General features: G+C 75.1%; 15 protein-coding genes and 1 pseudogene. 13 read left to right on the plus strand and 3 right to left on the minus strand.

The features are described 5' to 3' along the window. Nucleotides 1-83: 83 nt before the first annotated feature. The 3 genes from FIV44_RS16705 to FIV44_RS16715 all read right to left on the minus strand — a co-directional run bounded on the left by FIV44_RS16705 (nt 84) and on the right by FIV44_RS16715 (nt 2,875). The gene (locus FIV44_RS16705) at nt 84-1,688 is read right to left on the minus strand and encodes a solute symporter family protein (protein ID WP_141005419.1); all 1,605 of its coding nucleotides are present in this window, start codon (nt 1,686-1,688) and stop codon (nt 84-86) included. Further along, nucleotides 1,688-2,074 (minus strand): DUF485 domain-containing protein, encoded by a 387-nt coding sequence (locus FIV44_RS16710; protein ID WP_246086470.1) that lies wholly within the window; start codon nt 2,072-2,074, stop codon nt 1,688-1,690. The genes FIV44_RS16705 and FIV44_RS16710 overlap by 1 nt, the downstream gene beginning before the upstream one ends. 168 nt (nt 2,075-2,242) lie before the next feature. Then, the gene (locus FIV44_RS16715) at nt 2,243-2,875 is read right to left on the minus strand and encodes a methyltransferase (RefSeq protein ID WP_141005420.1); all 633 of its coding nucleotides are present in this window, start codon (nt 2,873-2,875) and stop codon (nt 2,243-2,245) included. Nucleotides 2,876-3,041: 166 nt separating this feature from the next. On the opposite strand from FIV44_RS16715, the gene FIV44_RS16720 reads away from it, so the two are divergent. From FIV44_RS16720 to FIV44_RS32315, 13 genes and pseudogenes are all read left to right on the plus strand, one after another. Continuing rightward, the gene (locus tag FIV44_RS16720; protein WP_141005421.1) at nt 3,042-3,731 is read left to right on the plus strand and encodes an isochorismatase family protein; all 690 of its coding nucleotides are present in this window, start codon (nt 3,042-3,044) and stop codon (nt 3,729-3,731) included. Continuing rightward, on the plus strand, nt 3,728-4,516 hold the full coding sequence (locus FIV44_RS16725) for an SDR family oxidoreductase (RefSeq protein WP_141005422.1): 789 nt from the start codon (nt 3,728-3,730) through the stop codon (nt 4,514-4,516). The genes FIV44_RS16720 and FIV44_RS16725 overlap by 4 nt, the downstream gene beginning before the upstream one ends. A 24-nt stretch (nt 4,517-4,540) precedes the next feature. Next, entirely contained in the window at nt 4,541-5,746 is a 1,206-nt protein-coding gene (locus tag FIV44_RS16730; RefSeq protein ID WP_141005423.1) for an isochorismate synthase, read from the plus strand. Then, entirely contained in the window at nt 5,743-7,311 is a 1,569-nt protein-coding gene (locus FIV44_RS16735; RefSeq protein WP_219996047.1) for a (2,3-dihydroxybenzoyl)adenylate synthase, read from the plus strand. Before FIV44_RS16730 ends, FIV44_RS16735 begins: the two co-directional genes overlap by 4 nt. 7 nt (nt 7,312-7,318) lie before the next feature. Next, nucleotides 7,319-8,659 carry a lysine N(6)-hydroxylase/L-ornithine N(5)-oxygenase family protein gene (locus FIV44_RS16740; protein ID WP_219996048.1) on the plus strand — a complete coding sequence of 447 codons (1,341 nt, stop codon included), beginning with the start codon at nt 7,319-7,321 and terminating at the stop codon, nt 8,657-8,659. Then, the gene (locus FIV44_RS16745; RefSeq protein ID WP_141005424.1) at nt 8,656-9,501 is read left to right on the plus strand and encodes an ABC transporter ATP-binding protein; all 846 of its coding nucleotides are present in this window, start codon (nt 8,656-8,658) and stop codon (nt 9,499-9,501) included. Before FIV44_RS16740 ends, FIV44_RS16745 begins: the two co-directional genes overlap by 4 nt. Next, a complete protein-coding gene (locus FIV44_RS16750) occupies nt 9,498-9,743 on the plus strand; it encodes a phosphopantetheine-binding protein (protein WP_141005425.1) in 246 nt (81 codons plus the stop codon). The genes FIV44_RS16745 and FIV44_RS16750 overlap by 4 nt, the downstream gene beginning before the upstream one ends. Continuing rightward, complete coding sequence (locus FIV44_RS16755) at nt 9,740-10,174, plus strand: hypothetical protein (RefSeq protein WP_141005426.1); 435 nt, start codon at nt 9,740-9,742, stop codon at nt 10,172-10,174. Before FIV44_RS16750 ends, FIV44_RS16755 begins: the two co-directional genes overlap by 4 nt. Continuing rightward, nucleotides 10,174-10,800: an ABC transporter substrate-binding protein gene (locus tag FIV44_RS16760; RefSeq protein WP_141005427.1), complete on the plus strand. Its 627-nt coding sequence runs from the start codon at nt 10,174-10,176 to the stop codon at nt 10,798-10,800. Before FIV44_RS16755 ends, FIV44_RS16760 begins: the two co-directional genes overlap by 1 nt. Before the next feature lie 2 nt (nt 10,801-10,802). Beyond that, complete coding sequence (locus tag FIV44_RS16765) at nt 10,803-11,648, plus strand: condensation domain-containing protein (protein ID WP_141005428.1); 846 nt, start codon at nt 10,803-10,805, stop codon at nt 11,646-11,648. Then, the gene (locus tag FIV44_RS16770) at nt 11,645-13,960 is read left to right on the plus strand and encodes an AMP-binding protein (protein WP_141005429.1); all 2,316 of its coding nucleotides are present in this window, start codon (nt 11,645-11,647) and stop codon (nt 13,958-13,960) included. The genes FIV44_RS16765 and FIV44_RS16770 overlap by 4 nt, the downstream gene beginning before the upstream one ends. After that, nucleotides 13,957-15,429, plus strand: a complete 1,473-nt coding sequence (locus tag FIV44_RS32310; protein WP_141005430.1) for a condensation domain-containing protein — start codon at nt 13,957-13,959, stop codon at nt 15,427-15,429. Before FIV44_RS16770 ends, FIV44_RS32310 begins: the two co-directional genes overlap by 4 nt. Further along, nucleotides 15,426-18,077 (plus strand): annotated as a pseudogene (locus FIV44_RS32315) (AMP-binding protein); the annotation flags it as partial. The gene FIV44_RS32310 and the pseudogene FIV44_RS32315, both read left to right, overlap by 4 nt. Between the last annotated feature and the right edge of the window lie 65 nt (nt 18,078-18,142).

An 18,142-nucleotide genomic window follows, 5' to 3' on the forward strand; every position in this document is an offset into this window, starting at 1 on the left:
CCAGGGGTTGCAGGGGCGTTGCCGGGGTGGCAACGGAAATCCGGGGAGGGCCGGGTCGGCCGGCCCTCCCCGGAGGTCGTAGGTCAGTGCTGGACGGCCTGCTCGGCGCCCGCGCCGGTGAGGGCGCGGACCTCGAGCTCGGTGAACCGCTCCTCCGCGGCCGGTTCCCTCGACGTGACCGTCCCGAGCCAGCCGAAGAAGAAGCCGAGCGGGATCGAGATGATGCCCGGGTTGCTCAGCGGGAACCAGGACCAGTCGGCTCCGGTGAACAGCGCCGTCTCCGAGCCCGACACCACGGGCGAGAAGAAGACCAGGCCCACCGAGGAGATCAGGCCGCCGTAGATGCCCCAGGTCGCGCCGCGGGTGTTGAAGCGCTTCCAGAACATGTTGTAGACGATCGCCGGCAGGTTGGCCGAGGCCGCCACCGCGAACGCCAGGGCCACCAGGAACGCGATGTTGAGGCTCTGGGCCGGGATGGCCAGCGCGATCGAGATGATGCCGATGCCGGCGGCGGCGAACCGGGTCACCCGGATCTCCTCCTGCTCGGTCGCCCGCCCCTTGCGCAGCACGCTGTTGTAGATGTCGTGCGCGACCGACGTCGACGAGGTCAGCGTCAGCCCGGCGACCACCGCGAGGATGGTCGCGAAGGCGACCGCCGCGATGAACGCCAGCAGGATCGCGCCGCCCGTGGACCCGGCGCCGCCGCCGACCTCCTCGGCCAGCAGCGGCGAGGCCAGGTTGCCGCCGGACGAGGCCACGTCGGCGGCCTTGTCGCCCTTGAGCAGCGCCGCCGCGCCGAAGCCGAGCACCAGCGTGAACAGGTAGAACACGCCGATCAGGCCGATCGCCCACAGCACCGACTTCCGCGCGTCGCGCGCCGTCGGCACGGTGTAGAAGCGGATCAGGATGTGCGGCAGGCCGGCGGTGCCGAGCACCAGGGCCAGGCCGAGGCTGAGGAAGTCGATCTTGCTGGTCGTGTCGATGCCGTACTTCAGCCCCGGCTCGAGGAACGCCTGGCCCTTGCCGGTGTTGGACGCGGCGGTGCCGAGCAGCTCGGACAGGTTGAAGTGGAAGTGCGCCAGCACCAGGATGACGATCAGCGCCGAGCCGACCATCAGCAGCACGGCCTTGACGATCTGCACCCAGGTGGTGCCCTTCATCCCGCCGATCGTGACGTACAGGATCATGAGCGCGCCGACGCCGATGATGGTGAGGTTCTTCAGCAGCTGGCTGTCGACGCCCAGCAGCAGCGCGACCAGCGCGCCCGCGCCGACCATCTGGGCGAGCAGGTAGAAGATCGACACGACCACGGTCGAGGTGGCCGCCGCCATCCGCACGGGGGTCTGCCGCATCCGGTAGGCGAGCTGGTCCGCCATCGTGTAGCGGCCGGAGTTGCGCAGCATCTCCGCGACCAGCAGCAGCGCGACCAGCCAGGCGACGAGGAACCCGATCGAGTACAGGAAGCCGTCGTACCCGGACAGCGCGATCGCGCCCGAGATGCCGAGGAAGGACGCGGCCGACATGTAGTCGCCGCCGATCGCGAAGCCGTTCTGTACGCCGGAGAAGCTGCGGCCGCCGGCGTAGAAGTCGGTCCGTCCCGAGGTCTGCCGGCTCGCCCAGATGGTGATGCCGAGGGTCAGCGCGACGACCGCGAGGAAGAGCAGCGTGGTGAGGAGTTGGTGGTCCATCAGTGGTTCCCCCGTCCGCGGGACGACTTGCCCTCGAGGGCGATGAAGCGCTGGTCCAGCTCGCGCGCGAGCGGGTCGAGCCGGGCGTTGGAGTAGCGGCTGTAGAGCCAGGCGATGAGGAAGGTCGTCACGAACTGGAGCAGCCCGAAGACGAGGGCGACGTTGATATTGCCGACGACCTTCTGGTTCATGAAGTCGCCGCCCCAGTTGGAGAGCACGACGTAGAGCAGGTACCACGCCAGGAAGGCGATGGTCGCCGGGAACACGAAGCCCCGGTAGCGGCGCTTCAGCTCCGCGAACTCCGGCGCCGCGTGGAGCTCGTCGTACACGGGATCGTGGCGGGCAGCCACGTCATGGGGTTCATGGGGCGAGATGTCGGACGTCACGACGAGCCTCCTCGGGATCGGTGCATGTGACCGGGGTCACGGACGCTTCCGACGCTAGGAGTGACGGCGCTCACCCCGGGAGGGGTGCGGTCCGGCTGCGCGCCGAGTGGGGCCGGGTTCTCGCCCAGCGGTCGGTACGGCGCGACGAACGGTCGGCGCCGGGCGGCCTCATCCCGGCCGCAGGCACACCACGACACCCCGGCCGGGCACGACGCGCCGCCCCTCCTCGCCCAGGCCGGCCCGCCGCCCGTGCGGCCCGAGGCGCTCGGCCTGCTCGACCGAGCCGAGCTGGAGCAGCAGGGCGCCCGCGGGCATGAGGTGGGCGGCCGCGACGTCGACGCAGGCGCGGGCGAGGTCCAGCCCGTCCGCGCCGCCGTCGATGGCGAGCAGCGGGTCCTCGGGGTACCGGCCGACCTCGTCGTGCGGCACCCACGGCGGGTCCGCGACCACGAGCGGGAAGCGCTCGTCGGGCCGCAGCGCCTCGTCCAGCCGCGCCCGGCGTACGTCGACCCGCACGCCGTTGCTCTGCGCGTTGCGCTGCAGCCAGCGACAGGCCGCCGGGCTCGCGTCCACGCCGACCAGGGTGCGCCCGCTGCCGTGCACCGCCAGCAGCCCGATGTGGCCCGCGCCCGAGCACAGCTCCAACACCGGGCCGGCAGGCAGGGTGCGCAGCAGGCTCGCCGCCCACCGGGCCTGGACGGCGGTCCACGGGCGCGGCCGCAGCACCGTGTCGTCGTACCCGATGGCGAGGGGGCCGAAGGGGATCGTCGACTCCGTGCCGGGGTCGTCCACCGTGGTCATCACCGGGTGCTACCCCGAACGCCTCGTGCTCAGCCTCGTGCGCAGCCTCCGCGCCGGACGCCGAGTGTGAGCGTCTCCATAGTGGACAGGGTGGACAGCACCCCGCGCCGTGGTCATAAGGTTAGGCGTTCCTAAGTAAGGCCATCCAAACTATCGGGAGTTGACCATGGCTGCCCAGCGATCCCTGCCTGCCATCGGCGGATACCGGCTCGACCCGGACACCGCGGCGGACGCCAACCGGACGGACTGGACGGTCGACCCCGCACGGGCGGTGCTGCTGGTGCACGACATGCAGCGGTACTTCGTCGACGCCTTCGACCGCACCGACCCGGCCGCCCAGATCAATGTCGCCGTCGCGACCATCGGCCGCCTGGCGAGCCAGGCCCGCGCGCTCGGCATCCCGGTCGTCTACACCGCGCAGCCGCCGGACCAGAGCCCGGGCGACCGTGGTCTGCTGTCGGACTTCTGGGGCCACGGCCTCACCGACGACGGCCGTCAGGCGATCATCCCCGAGCTCGGCCCGCAGCCCGGCGACATCGAGCTCACCAAGTGGCGCTACAGCGCGTTCACCCGCACCGACCTGCGCGAGCGGATGCGCGCCCGGCGCCGCGACCAGCTCGTGATCACCGGCGTCTACGCGCACATCGGCTGCCTGACCACCGCGATCGTCGCGTTCATGGACGACGTGCAGGTCTTCCTGGTGCCCGACGCGATGGCGGACTTCAGCCATGACGAGCACGTCTCCGCCCTCGAGTACGGCGCCACCCGCTGCGCCAACGTCAAGCGCGCCGACCTGGTGAGCGCCGAGCTGGCGGCCGCCGAGCTCGGCGCGCCCGAGGTGATCGGCAGTCGATGACCACGACAGCTGCGCGGCAGCCGGGGACCGTCGTGGTCACCGGCGCCGCAGGCGGGATCGGGCGCGCCGTCGTGGAGCGACTGGCGGCGGCCGGGCACCGCGTCCTCGCCCTCGACGTGGCCGACGAGCCGCGCGACCGCCCGACCGACCCTGTGTCCGGTGACGCCGTCCGCCGGCACCGCCTCGACGTCACCGACGAGGCGGCGCTGGAGGCGCTCCCGGACCTGGTCGGCGCCGAGCAGGTGCAGGCCCTGGTCAACACGGCCGGGGTGCTGCGCGCGGGCCCGGTGGCGACGACCACCGCCGCGGACTGGGACCTCCAGCTCGCCGTGAACGCCCGCGGTGTCTTCCTCGCGACGCGCGCGGTGACCGCGCTGATGGTCGAGCAGCTGGACCGCGATCCCCACAACCGGCGCTCGGTGGTGACGGTCGGGTCCAACGCCGGCGGCGTGCCGCGGGCGCAGATGGCGGCGTACGCCGCGTCCAAGGCGGCCGCGTCGGCGTTCACCCGCTCGGTGGGCCTGGAGCTCGCGGAGCACGGCATCCGTGCCAACGTGGTCGCCCCGGGCACCACCCGGACCCCGATGCTGCAGGAGCTGGGCGGCGCCGAGTTCGAGGGCCGGGCGATCGCGGGCGACCCGGACGCCCACCGCACGGGCATCCCGCTCGGGCGCGTCGCCGAGCCCGACGACATCGCCGGTGTCGTGGCCTTCCTCGTCTCCGACGCGGCCCGGCACCTGACCCTCCAGGAAATCGTCGTCGACGGCGGCGCGTCCCAGCGCTGACCCCGCGACCTGACAGGAGCACCCATGAACTCCCCCACCGACGTCCTCGCCGCGGCCACGGACACCCGCCCGGCAGCCGGTACGACGACCGCTCCCGACTTCACCTTCGCCGCCGGCGCCTACACCCTCACCTGCCGGGGGAGCCGCCGCACGATCACGACGCCCGCCGCCGACCGCGGGGCGCTGCTCGCCGAGGTCGAGGCGGCGATGCTCACCGAGCGCGAGAGCGGGCACCCCCATCCGCTGGTCGTCGGCGCGATCCCGTTCGACCCCCGGCGGCCCAGCCGGCTGCTCGTGCCGGAGCACACCACCTGGGAGGTCGCGGAGGGGGATCCGGTCGCCCCGGATCCCGGCGCCTCCGCGGCCGAGCTCGTCGACAACACGGCGGCGGGCTACCGCGCCGCGGTCGCCGAGGCGCTGGCCCGGATCGAGCAGGGCCTGGTCGACAAGGTGGTGCTGGCCCGCACGGTCGACGCCCTCCTCCCGACCGGGTACGACGTCGGGCGGGTCTGGGCCCGGCTGCGCGCCGCCAACCGCGACGGCTTCACCTACGGCGTCCGGCTGGCCGACGGCGACCACCTCGTCGGCGCCTCGCCGGAGCTGGTGGCCGGCACCCAGGGCGACCGGTTCCGCTCGCACCCGCTGGCCGGCTCCGCGCCGCGCGGCGCCACCGCCGCCGAGGACGAGCGGATCACCGCCGCGCTGCTCGCCTCGGAGAAGGACCGGGTCGAGCACGCGGTGCTGGTCGACGAGGTCGCCGCGAACCTGGCGGCCGTCGCCGACGAGATCAGGCTGCCGGACGGCCCGCGGCCCTTCGCGACCGCCCGGATGTGGCACCTCGGCACGGAGATCGCCGCCCGCCTGCACCCCGGCGTCGGCTCGCTCGAGGCGGCGCTGGCGCTGCACCCGACCGCCGCGGTCTGCGGCCGCCCGACCGAGGCGGCGGCCGCGCTGATCGGCGCGCTGGAGCCCGAGGAGCGCGGCTTCTACGCCGGCCTGATCGGCTGGACCGACGGCCACGGCAACGGCACCTGGGCGCTCGCGCTGCGCTGCGCGCAGATCGGCGGCGACCGGGCCCGGATGTACGCCGGCGCGGGCATCGTCGCCGGATCGGACCCCGACGCCGAGCTGGCCGAGACCACGGCCAAGCTGCGCACCATGGCCGACGCGCTCGGCCTGGCCACCGGCAAGCGCGACCAGAGCGACCAGAGCACGGAGCCGGTCCGGTGACCGCCGCCGTGACCACCGTGCCCGACGTGGTCCCCTACCCGGACGACGTGGTCGAGCGCTATCTCGCCGCCGGCGTGTGGGGGGCGGACCGGCTGGAGGACCTGCTCCACCACGCCGTCGCCCGCTGGCCGGAGCGCACCGCGGTCGTCGACGGCGAGCGGCGGTGGACCTACGCCGAGCTGGCGGCGGCGATCGAGCGGACCCGCGGGGTGCTGGCCGCGCAGGGCGTCGTACCCGGCGACGCGGTCGTGCTGCAGCTGCCCAACGGCGCGGACTTCCTGGCCGCGACCTACGCCCTGTTCGGCCTCGGCGCGCGCCCCGTCTTCGCGCTGCCCGCGCACCGCGAGACCGAGCTGGCGCACCTGGTGCGCGGCAGCCGCGCCCGCTTCCACCTCACGACGGTGCCGCTGGCCGGCGTCGGCTCGACCGCGCTGGAGCCGGCGGGACCGGAGCCGGCGGACGTCGTACCGGCGGCGGACGGCGGGGCCGAGGACGTCGCCTTCCTCCAGCTCTCCGGCGGCACGACCGGCCTGCCGAAGCTGATCCCGCGCACCCACCGCGACTACGCCTACTCCTTCCTGCGCAGCGCCGAGCTGTGCCGGGTCGACGAGTCGACCGTCTTCCTCGCGGTGCTGCCGATGTCGCACAACTTCACGATGAGCTCGCCGGGCTTCCTCGCGGTCCTCTCGCTCGGCGGCACCGTCGTGACGACGACCGACCCCAGCCCGAGCGCGGTGTTCGACCTGGTCGCCCGGCACCGGGTGACGATGGTCGCGGCCGTGCCCCCGCTGGCGCAGCTGTGGCTCGACTCGCCCGCGCGCGAGGCGGCCGACCTGACCAGCCTCGACGTGCTGCTCGTCGGCGGCGCCCGCTTCGCGCAGGCCACCGCCGAGCGGGTGCGGCCCGAGCTGGGCTGCGACCTGCAGCAGGTCTACGGCATGGCCGAGGGCCTGGTCTGCTACACCCGCCGCGAGGATCCGTACGACGTCGTGGTCGGCAGCCAGGGCCGGCCGATGTCCGACCTGGACGAGGTCCGCGTCGTCGACGACGAGGACCGGCCGCTGCCGCCCGGCACGCCCGGGCACCTGCTGGTGCGCGGCCCGTACACGATCCGCGGCTACTTCGCGGCGCCCGGGCACAATGCGGCGTCCTTCACCGACGACGGCTTCTACCGCACCGGCGACGTGGTCCGGGCCGACGAGGCCGGCAACCTCACGGTGGTCGGGCGCGGCAAGGAGCAGATCAACCGCGGCGGCGAGAAGGTCGCGCCCGCCGAGGTGGAGGGCCTGCTGCTGGTGCTCGACGCGATCCACGACGTGTGCGTGGTCGGTGTGCCCGACGACGTGCTGGGTGAGCGGGTCGAGGCGTACGTCGTCGCGCACCCGGGCCGTGCCGGCGAGCTGACCACCCCGGCCCTGCGGCGCCACCTGCGCGGCCGGGTCGCCGACTACAAGATCCCCGAACGATTCCATCTCGTCGACCACCTCCCCGGCACCGGTGTCGGGAAGGTCAGCCGCCGTGGCGTGGCCGCGAGGTACTTCCAGCCGGCCGACGGCGAAAGGTAGGACTCCCGTGTCCCTCATCGATGTCACGCGCCCCGACGCGCGCAGCTCCCGGCCGTCCGCAGGCGACCACGAGCAGGTCGACGTCCTCGGCATCGGCTTCGGCCCGTCCAACATGGCGCTGGCCGTGGCCCTCGACGAGCTGCCCGACGGGGAGCGCCCGACGGCGGTCTTCCTCGAGAGGCAGCCGACCTCGGCCTGGCACCGGCACATGCTCTTCGAGGACGCGAGCATGCAGGTCGCCTTCGCCAAGGACCTGGTGACCTTCCGCAACCCGCAGAGCCGGTTCAGCTTCCTGCAGTACCTCGTCGACCACGACCGGATCGCCGACTTCTTCAACCGCGGCTCGATGCTGCCGCTGCGCACCGAGTTCTCGGCCTACCTGCAGTGGGCGGCCGCGCAGCTCGACGACTACGTCCGCTACGACAGCACCGTCGTCGGCATCGAGCCGCTCGAGGACGACGGCGTGGTCACCGGATTCCGGGTCGACGCCGAGGTCCGCGGCGTCCGGCAGCAGTACGTCGCCCGCGACGTCGTGCTCGCCGCCGGGCTCCAGCCGCAGCTGCCCGCCGGCGCCGAGCCGGGGCCGCGGGTCTGGCACACCGCGGAGTTCCTGGCCCGGGTGGCCGAGCTGCCGGCCGAGGGCGTCACCGAGCTGGCCGTCGTCGGCGGCGGGCAGAGCGCGGCCGAGGCGGTGCTCTACCTGCACGCGGCGTACCCCGGCGCCACCATCCACTGCGTCCACTCCGGCTACGGCTACGTCACCTCCGACATGACCCCCTACGCCAACCGGATCTTCGACCCCTCCGCCGTGGACGACTACTTCTTCGCCCCGGCCGAGAACCGCCGCGAGCTGTTCGAGCGCCACCACACCACCAACTACTCGGCGGTGAACCCGAACACGATCGACCGGATCTTCGACGCCGACTACGCCGACCGGTGCGCCGGCCGGCAGCGGCTGGTCTGGCACAAGGCGTCCCGGCTCACCGAGCTCCGCGCCGACCGCGACGGCGTCGACCTCGGCATCTCGAGCCTGCTCACCGGCGGCGACGTGTCCGTCCGCGTGGACGCCGTGGTCTGCGGCACCGGCTACCGCGCGCTCGACCCGAGCACCCTGGTCGCCGGCCACGAGCGGCTGCTGGTGCGCGACGAGGACGGGCGGCCGCTGGCGAACCGCGACTACTCCGCGGTGCTCGCGCCCGAGTCGCGCGCGCGGCTGTTCCTGGTCGGCCAGACCAACCACACCCACGGCATCTCCTCGACCCTGCTGTCCAATGTCGCGGTCCGCGCCGGCGAGCTGGCCGACACGATCCGCGAGGCGGCCACGGTGCGCACGGGCGGCGCGGGATGAGTGCGATCGAGGCCGAGGACCTCCGGGCGTCGTACGGCGACGGGGCGGACGCCGAGGTGCTCAAGGGAATCAGCACGTCGATCCCGCGCGGGCGGCTGACGGTGATCGTCGGGCCGAACGGCTCCGGCAAGTCGACCCTGCTGATGACGCTGGCCCGGATCATGGCGCCCAGCGGCGGCGTGGTGCGGGTCGAGGGCCGCGACAGCGCGGGCCTGCGCGGCCGCGAGCTGGCCCGGCTGCTGGCGCTGCTGCCGCAGGAGGCCACCGCGCCCGAGGGCATCCGGGTCTGGGAGCTGGTCAGCCGCGGCCGGCATCCGCACCGCGGGTTCTGGCAGCCGCTCGGCGCCGAGGACCACCGCGCCGTCGAGGAGGCGCTGGAGCTGACCGGCTGCCGTGAGCTCGCGCAGCGCCGGATGGTCGAGCTGTCCGGCGGTCAGCGGCAGCGGGTGTGGATCGCCCTGGCCCTCGCCCAGCGCTCGCCGGTCCTGCTGCTCGACGAGCCGACCGCGCACCTGGACCTCTCGCACGCCCTCGACGTGCTCGACATCGGCGTCCGGCTCACCGCCGCCGGCAAGACCGTGGTCACCGTGCTGCACGACCTCAACCTCGCCGCGCGCTACGCCGACCGGATCATCGTCGTCGACGGCGGGCAGGTCGTCGGCGCCGGAGCGCCGACCGAGGTGATCACGCCGGAGCTGGTGGGCGAGGTGTTCGGCGTCGCGGCGCTCGTCGTACCGGACCCGGAGACGGGCTCGCCGCTCGTTGTCCCGCGCGCCCAGCACGGCCCGGCCGCCGTCCGCGCCGCCGTGGAGGCCGCGACCGACATCGGAGGTGCTGCGTGAGCACGACCCTCACCGCGGACGGCGTGCTGGCGGACCTCGCCGCCGCCGCGCGTCTCGAGATCCACGAGATCGACGGGGAGGACACCCTCTTCGACCTCGGCATCGACTCGGTCCGGCTGATGGCCCTGGTGGAGCGCTGGCGTGGGGCCGGCGCGGACATCGAGTTCAGCGAGCTCGCCGAGAACCCCACCGTCGCCGGCGTCCAGCGCCGGCTGATCCCGAGAATCAAGGAGACACGATGACCCCGACCACCCACGCGCGCGTCCGCCGCCGAGGACCGTTCGTCGCCACCGGTGCTGCACTGGCCGCCGCCGCGCTGGCCTCGACCCTGCTGGCCGGCTGCGGCACCGAGGACGACGCCGACGCCGCCGTACCCGAGATCGCCCCGGCGGCGAAGTGTGACGCCGACGTCGTCGTGGCCGAGGGCGAGGGGACCCGCACCGTCGCCACCGCGTTCGGCGACGTCGAGATCCCCGCCGACCCGCAGCGGGTGGTGGCGCTCGAGGGCGGCGCCGGCCCGGCGCTCGAGTCGGGCGTGGTGCCGGTCGGCATCGCCGACGACTACGCCGAGTCCTACCTGCCCGGGGAGTACGACCAGGTCAAGGACCTGCCGCTCGTGCTCACCCCGACGGCTGGGACTTCGACAAGCTCGCCTCGCTCGAGCCCGACCTGATGATCGGCTTCGTCCGCGGCGGCACCGAGGAGGAGCTCAGCCAGGACAAGGTGCGCGAGTGGAAGCGGCTCAGCAAGCTCGCGCCGACCGTGCTGATCCGGTCCAACGGCTCGGGCCAGACCAAGGACGTCAGCTGCGCGCTGCAGGTCGCGCTCGGCCACGCCGACGACGCGGACGCCGCGAAGCAGGCCTACGAGGACAAGGCCGCCGAGATCCGCGAGAAGTACGCCGACGTGCTCGCCGAGAACACCTTCGTGGCGCTCGACGCCTACGAGGACGAGGTCTCGGTCTTCTCGCCGATCTCCTGGATCGGCGACGTGCTCGCCGACGCCGGAGCGACCCCGCTCCCGCTGGTCGCCGACGAGACCACCGAGAACGCCGCCTTCCTCTCCACCGAGGAGCTGCGCCAGGTCGACGACGCCACCGTCGTCCTCTACTCCGAGACCGTCGACGGCGAGCTCGACCTGGGGGCGGTCGACCTGCAGAAGGCGCCGACGTACGCCGAGCTGACCGCGGTGAAGGCCGGCCACGCGTACGGCGTGCCGTACTTCTTCGCCGACCGCTACGCCACCGGCCTGGAGACCCTGCAGGCGCTCGAGGAGATCCTGCAGGACCTGCAGGGCTGACCATGACGACGACCCGACCGATCGAGCTCACCGAGGCGCAGCAGGGCGTCCTGGCCGCCCAGCTGATCGACCCCTCCTCCGCGGCGTTCACCGTGGGGGAGGCGGTCGTGCTGGAGGCCGGGCCCGGCACCGACCTGGACGACGAGCGGCTCCGTGCCGCCATCGCCCGGGCCTGCGCCGAGGCCACCGGCATGTGGCTCGACCTGTCGGGTGACCCCACGGGGACGGCGGCCGCGCTCCGGTCGCCGTCCGCGGAGGGCGTCGCCGTCGGCCTGATCGACCTGTCCGACCGGGCGGACCCGGACGCGGCCGCCGAGGAGTACCTCGCCGCCGCCATGGCGCAGCCCTTCGACCTCGGCGGCTTCCCGCTGTACGAGCAGACCGTGCTGCGCCTGGGCCCGCGCCGTCGTACCTGGCTGTTCCGGGCGCACCACGTCATCCTCGACGGCTACGCGATCCACCAGGTGATCCGCCGGACGCTGGCGCTGTACGCCTCGACGGACCAGGCGCCGGAGGACGTCGGCTGGGCGCACCCCGACGAGGTCGTCGCCGAGCAGCGCCGCTACCTCGGGAGCGCGGCCTTCGAGCGCGACCGTGCCGCCTGGGCCGAGCGGCTCGCGGGCGAGCCCACGCCGTCGCGGCTGCTGGGCTCCGCGGTGCCCGGCGGGCCGGCCGTGCGCTGCCGGGCCGAGAGCCGGGTCGACGGGCCCTCGGTCGATGCCGCGGCCGCGGCGCTCGACGCGACCTGGGCCGACCTGGCCATGGCCGCCACCGTGCTCCATCTGGCCCGGCACCAGCCCGCGTCCGGTGACGGGCCGGCGGACGTCGTCCTCGGCGTCCCCTCATGAACCGGCTCGGCTCGGCGGCCGCGCGCTGCCCCGCGATGGTGACCAACGTGCTGCCGCTGCGGGTCGCCGTCGACCCGGCCGCCGATCTCGTCACCCTCGTCGACCGGGTCGCGGCCGCCGCGGGCGCCGTGCGCCGGGGCGGCCGCTACCGCGCCGAGCGGCTCCAGCGCGACCTCGGCCTGCTGGTCTCCGGCAACCCGCTCACCCTGGCCGAGCTCAACATCAAGCTCTTCGACGCCCCGGTCGAGGTGCCGGGCGTCGCCGTCACCGTGCGCAACCTCGCCGAGGGCCCGCTCGACGACCTCTCCTTCTCCGTCGGCCGCACGCCCGACGGCGTGATCGGCTGGGTCGCGTCCGGGCCCGCCGGCGCGGCGGAGGACGAGGTCCGCGGACATCTCGATGGCGTGACGGCGCTCTTCGAGGAGCTCGTCGCCGCCGCCGGTACGACGGCGGTCGGCTCGATCGGTGCGTCGGCCCCGGCCGTGATCGAAGGCCCCGCCCTGGGCGCCTGGCCCGACCCCGCGGAGCGCTTCGCGCAGTCCGTCGCCGCCCACCCCGACCGGACCGCCCTCGTCTCCGACGGTACGACGTGGAGCTACCGCGCCCTCGACGAGCGGGTCGCCGCGGAGGCCGGCCGGATCCGGGCCGCCGGTGCCGGGATCGGCGACCTGGTCGCGGTCGACCTGCCGCGCGGAGCGGACTATGTCGTCGCGCTGCTCGCCCTGCACCGGCTCGGCGCGGTCGCCGTGGCGCTGGACGCCGAGTGGCCTGAGACCCGGCGGCGGGAGATGCTCGGCCGGCTGGGGGCGTCGTACACGCTCTCTGGGCTGGGGGAGGTCGCCGGTGACCCGGTGACCGCGCCGGTGCCCGTGCCCGCCGACGCGCTCGCCTACGTCATCCACACCTCCGGCTCGACCGGGTTCCCCAAGGCCGTCGGCATCACCCGCGCCGGACTGGGCCACTTCGTAGCGCACCACGAGCGGGTCGGGCTCTTCGCCGAGGCGCCGGCCGACCGGCCGCTGCGCGTCGCCCAGACCCTCGCGCTCGCCTTCGACGGCAGCTGGGACACGCTCCAAGGCGTGCTGCTGGGCCACGAGGTCCACCTCGTCGACCGCGACACCGGCCGCGACCCGGCGGCCCTCCGCGCGCTCCTCGCCGCCGAGCGGATCGACCTGATCGACACCATGCCGTCCTTCGTCGCGGCGCTCCTCGACGAGGGCCTGCTCGACGACGGGCAGCCCGCACCGAGCCGGATCAGCGTCGGCGGGGAGGCCTGCTCGACCGCCCTCTGGCAGCGGCTGCGCGCCTGTCCCGGGCTGCGGGTGCTCAACCTGTACGGCCCGACCGAGTTCACCGTCGACGCCCTCGGCGCGACCGGCGCCGACACCGACCGGGCCGTCATCGGCCGGCCGCTCGCCGACACCACGGCGCTGGTGCTCGACCGCCACCTCCAGCCGGTTCCGGCGGGCGTGCGCGGCGAGCTCTACCTCGCCGGCGTGCAGGAGGCGCGCGGCTACCTCGGCCAGTCCGGGCTGACCGCCGAGCGCTTCGTCGCCAACCCGTACGGCCCGCCGGGCAGCCGGATGTACCGCACCGGCGACGTCGTCTCGGTCGGCCCCGACGGCCTGGTCCGCTACCACGGCCGCCGCGACGGCCAGGCCAAGATCCGCGGCTTCCGGGTCGAGCCCGCCGAGGTCGAGGCCGCGCTCGCCGCGCTGCCCGGCGTCAGCACGGCCGCCGTCGTGGTCGGCGACCAACGGCTGCTGGGCTACGCCGTCCCCGGACCCGGTACGACGCTCGACGGCGCCACCCTGCGCGCCGCGCTCGCCGAGCGGCTGCCCGCCCACCTCGTGCCGGCGCACGTCGTGGTCCTCGACGCGCTCCCGGTCACCACGACCGGCAAGCTCGACGCGTCGGCCCTCCCGCAGCCCACCGCCGACCCGTCCGCGGCCGGGCGCGCGCCCGCCGGTCCTGCCGAGCAGGCCGTCGCGGCCGCGGTCGCCGAGGTGCTGCCGGAGGCCGGCGAGCTCGGCGCCGACAGCGACTTCTTCGCGCTCGGCGGCGACAGCATCACCGCGATCCGCGCCGTCGCCGCGCTGCGCCGCGCGGGCTGGACGAGCAGCGTGCGCGACGTCTTCCGGCTGCGCACCGTCGCCGGGATCGCGGCCGCCGCGGTCCGTGCCCCCGACGCCGGCTCCGCCGCGCCGACCGCGCCCGCCGCACCCCAGTCGCTCGTCGAGCTGGACGCGAACCAGATGGGCCAGCTCGGCGACCTGCTCGCCCGTCGTACCCGCCGGAAGGCCTCGCTATGACCCAGCCGCTCCTGTGGCCCGTCACCCCGCTCCAGGCGGGACTGGTCGCGCTCGCCCAGCTGCGCGAGCCCGGCGAGGTCGACCCCTACGTCGGCCAGTCCCTGCTGCGGATCGACGGACCGGCCGACCCCGCGGCGCTGGAGCGGGCGGTGGAGACGCTGACCGAGGCGCACCCCAACCTGCGCGCCGGCTTCGGTATGGACCTCGACGTCGACCCGGTGCAGTTCGTCGCCGACGACGTGCCGGTCGACCTCCGGGTCCACCCGCTGGCTCCGGGCGAGGACCCGCGGGCGCTCGCCGCGGCCGAGCTCGCCGAGCCCTTCGACCTCGGCGACCCGCCGCTCGTGCGCTGGCTGCTGCTCCACGACGAGCGGCCGGACGAGCCGTCGTGGCTGGTCCTGACCGCCCACCACGCGGTGCTCGACGGCTGGTCGATGCCGCTGCTCGTCGCCGCCCTGGCCGAGCACCACCGGGCCGTCCTCGCGGGTGCCCCGGCGCCGGCGGCCGCGGCGGACTACAGCCGGTTCCTCGCGTGGGTGGGCGCGCAGCCCGCGGCCGCCGCCGACGCCCACTGGGCCGGGCGGTTCGGCGGACTGGAGCTGACCGGCACCGCCCCGTGGCTGGGCCGTGATCTGGCTGACGCGACGGGGGAGAGCGCCCCGCGTCGTACCTCCCTCCGGGTCGACGGCGACACCGTCGCCCGTCTTCGCGAGCAGGCCGCCGCGGTCGGCACCACGCCCGCGGCCGTCGCGCGTGCCGCCTGGGGATTGACCCTCGACCACCTCGCCGGGATCGCGCCCGGCAGGGGCGCCGCCGTCTTCGCGACGACCGTCTCCGGGCGTCCGGAGGAGGTGCCCGACGCCGACGTGATGATCGGCCTGTTCGCCGACGCCGTGCTCACCGAGGTGCCGGCCACCCCGGGCGCGCCGCTCGCCGACGTCGTCCGCGCGCACCACGACGACTGGCTCGCCTCGCTGCCGTACCAGCACACCGGCCTCCGCGGCTGCTACCGCGCGCTCGGCCGCGAGGAGCTGGCCACCTCGCTGTTCTCCTTCGAGGCCCCGCGCGAGGACGTCGCGCACCCGCTGGGCGGCAGCAGCACCTTCACCCTCGCCGCGACCGTCGACCGCAGCCACTACCCTTGGCCGTCACCGTGGTCGCCGGTCCGCCGGGCGAGCCGTGGCTCCTCGACGTCGAGTACGACGCCGCGCGGGTCGCCACCGCGACCGCCGACCGGGCCGCGGGCGTGCTCGCCGGGCTGCTCCGCGCGTTCGCCGACGACCCGGACCGGCCACTCGCCGAGGTCGACCCGCTCGACGACGCCGAGCGGGAGCGGATCCGCTCGGTCTCCGCGCCGGCCGCCGACCTCGAGGGCGGCACGCCGCCGCCCCTGCTCCCGGACGCCTACGCCGCGACCGTCGCCGCCCACCCGGGCCGCGTCGCGCTCGTCGTCGGGACCCGGAGCCTGACCTTCGCCGAGCTCGACGCCGAGGTCGGCGCCGCGGCTGCGGAGATCCACCGCACCGGCGGCCCGGGCCGGCAGGTGCTGGCGCTGTGCCTGCCGCGCGACGAGCGGATGGTCGTCGGCATCCTGGCCGGCCTCGTCGCGGGCACCGCCGTTCTCCCGATCGACCCGAAGGCGCCGGACGACCGGCGTGCGCAGCTGCTGGAGTCCGCCGGCGCGACGCTGCTGTGGGAGGAGGCCGGGCTGCAGTGCCTGGCCGACCCGCCCGCCGTACCCGCGTCGGAGGCGGAGGCCGCGCAGCGCCACCAGGTCGCCTCGATCGTCTTCACCTCCGGCTCGACCGGCGCGCCCAAGCCGGTCGCCGTCGGCCACGACGCCCTCGCCCACCTGCTGCACCGGCAGGCGCACGACCTCTACCCCGCGGCCGAAGGACCGCTACGGGTCGCGCACACGGCGTCCTTCCACTTCGACGCCCACTGGGACGCCTTCCTCGCGCTGCTCTGCGGCCACGAGCTGCACGTCCTCGACCAGGACACCTTCCTCGACGGGCACGCGCTGGCCGAGTACGTCGCCCGCCACCGGATCGACTACCTCGACTTCACCCCGACCGTGTGGAGCGCGCTGCTGGCCGGCGGTCTTGTCGACGAGGCGCCGCTGCCGCGCACCTGCGTCGTCGGCGGCGAGGCCTTCCCTCCCGCGCTCTGGACCCGGATGCGCGAGCTCGCGAAGCAGTCCGGCGCGCGGGTGGTCAACCTCTACGGGCCGACCGAGGCCTGCGTCGACACCCTCGCGGCCGAGGTCGCCGACCACGACGCGCCGGTCGTGGGCCGCGCGATCGGCGCGACGTCCGCGCTGGTGCTCGACGCACTGCTCCGGCCGGTCCCGGTCGGCACCTGGGGCGAGCTGTACCTCGCCGGACCCCAGCTGGCACTGGGCTATCTCGGCCAGTCCGGTCGGACCGCCGAGCGCTTCGTCGCCCGGCCGGACGGGGCGCCGGGCGAGCGGATGTACCGCACCGGCGACCTCGCGATGATCGACCCGGACTCCGGCGCGCTGCGTCTCGGCGGCCGTACCGACGACCAGATCTCGCTCCACGGCTACCGGATCGAGCCGGGCGAGATCGAGCGGGTGCTGCTCGCGCACGACGAGGTCGCCGAGGCCGCGGTCGTCGCCGTCGAGCACCCGCGGCTGGGCAAGCGACTGGTCGGGTACGTCGTGCCGACCGCCTCGGCAGCGCCTGACCTGACCGGCCTCCTGGCCACGCACTGCGCGGCCACGCTGGCGCGGCACCTGGTCCCCAGCCGGTTCGTCGCCCTCGACCGGCTGCCGCTCACCAGCAACGGCAAGCTCGACAAGCGGGCGCTGCCCCTGCCGCAGTGGGGGCCGAGCACTCCGGAGGTCGAGGAGCTCGCGCAGCAAGCGTCACGAGACCCCGGCGCCGATCCCGCCGCCCTCGTCGCGGTCCGCGAGAGCCTCGCGCGCGCCCTCGGCACCACCGCGGACGCGATCGGCGAGGACGACGACTTCTTCGCCCTCGGCGGCGACAGCATCGCCGCGATCCGGGTCAGCGGGCTGCTCCGCCGGGCCGGCTGGCAGGTCCGCGGCCAGCAGGTGCTCTCGCTGCGCACGCCGCTCGCCATCGCCGGCGCCGTCGTGCCGGTCGCGTCGGCCACCCCGAGCGACGGCCCGGGTGAGGGCCCGACGTCGGGCCCCGCGCTCACCAGCGCCCAGCAGGCCGCGCTCGCCAGTCATGTGGCCGAGGTCCGCGGGTGCGCGGTCGACGCCGTCCTCTGGCTGACGCCCACGCAGCAGGGCATCCTGCTCGACTCCGAGCTGGCGCTGGCCGCGGGCTCGGCCGACCCCTACCGCACCACCGCGACCCTGCGCATCGACGCCACCACCGCGCTGACGCGGGCCGACGTGCAGGCCGCGCTCGACGCCTGGCTGGTACGACACCCGAACCTGGCGATCGGCACCTGGCAGCACGACCTGCCGGAGCCGGTGGCCTTCGTCCCCTCCGAGCGCACCGTCCCGCTGGGCGTCGTCGCCGGCGGTCCCGACCGGGTCGCCGCCGCCGAGGCGGCCGAGCTGGCGCGCGACACCGACTTCGCCGCGGCGCGCCTGGTCGGGGCGACCTGGATCGACACGGGCGCCCCGACGTCGTACCTCGTCGTGTCGATGCACCACCTGCTCACCGACGGCTGGTCCCTGCCGATCCTCGCCGACGACCTCGCCGACCTGCTCGCGGCCGGCCCGCAGCAGCGGGCGGAGCTGGCGGTCGAGGTGCGGCCCGGCTTCGCCGAGCACCTGCGCTGGGTCGCGGGGCTGCGCGAGGAGCAGGACGCCGTCGCCGCGCTGTGGCGCACCGAGCTGGCCGGCCTGGTGCCGCTCCGGCTGCCGGAGCAGTCCGGCGTCGCGCCCGCCCTGCTGGTCGCCGGCCACGCCGACGCCGCCACCACCGCGCGCTGGCGGACCGTGCTCGCCGAGCGCGGGGTCACCTGGGCCGAGGCGGTCCAGGCGGCCTGGGCGCTGGCCTGGGGGGCGGCCACCGGCACCGACGACGTCTGCTTCGGCCTCACCGGCGCCGGGCGCTCCGAGGAGGTCGCCGGCGCGGCCGACATGGTCGGCCTCTTCATCACCACCCGGCCGGTCCGCCTCGCCACCGGCGCGGCGGGGCCGCCGCCGACACCCTGCTCACGAGTGTCCGTACGTCGGCC

This window comes from Nocardioides humi, from assembly GCF_006494775.1.
Classification (GTDB): domain Bacteria; phylum Actinomycetota; class Actinomycetes; order Propionibacteriales; family Nocardioidaceae; genus Nocardioides; species Nocardioides humi.

Excerpts from the sequence above, each read along its gene's own strand:
- FIV44_RS16705 (WP_141005419.1), bottom strand. The coding sequence starts at position 1,688 with ATGGACCACCAACTCCTCACCACGCTGCTCTTCCTCGCGGTCGTCGCG.
- FIV44_RS16715 (WP_141005420.1), bottom strand. The coding sequence starts at position 2,875 with ATGACCACGGTGGACGACCCCGGCACGGAGTCGACGATCCCCTTCGGC.
- FIV44_RS16720 (WP_141005421.1), top strand. The coding sequence starts at position 3,042 with ATGGCTGCCCAGCGATCCCTGCCTGCCATCGGCGGATACCGGCTCGAC.
- FIV44_RS16725 (WP_141005422.1), top strand. The coding sequence starts at position 3,728 with ATGACCACGACAGCTGCGCGGCAGCCGGGGACCGTCGTGGTCACCGGC.
- FIV44_RS16730 (WP_141005423.1), top strand. The coding sequence starts at position 4,541 with ATGAACTCCCCCACCGACGTCCTCGCCGCGGCCACGGACACCCGCCCG.
- FIV44_RS16745 (WP_141005424.1), top strand. The coding sequence starts at position 8,656 with ATGAGTGCGATCGAGGCCGAGGACCTCCGGGCGTCGTACGGCGACGGG.
- FIV44_RS16755 (WP_141005426.1), top strand. The coding sequence starts at position 9,740 with ATGACCCCGACCACCCACGCGCGCGTCCGCCGCCGAGGACCGTTCGTC.
- FIV44_RS16760 (WP_141005427.1), top strand. The coding sequence starts at position 10,174 with ATGATCGGCTTCGTCCGCGGCGGCACCGAGGAGGAGCTCAGCCAGGAC.
- FIV44_RS16765 (WP_141005428.1), top strand. The coding sequence starts at position 10,803 with ATGACGACGACCCGACCGATCGAGCTCACCGAGGCGCAGCAGGGCGTC.
- FIV44_RS16770 (WP_141005429.1), top strand. The coding sequence starts at position 11,645 with ATGAACCGGCTCGGCTCGGCGGCCGCGCGCTGCCCCGCGATGGTGACC.
- FIV44_RS32310 (WP_141005430.1), top strand. The coding sequence starts at position 13,957 with ATGACCCAGCCGCTCCTGTGGCCCGTCACCCCGCTCCAGGCGGGACTG.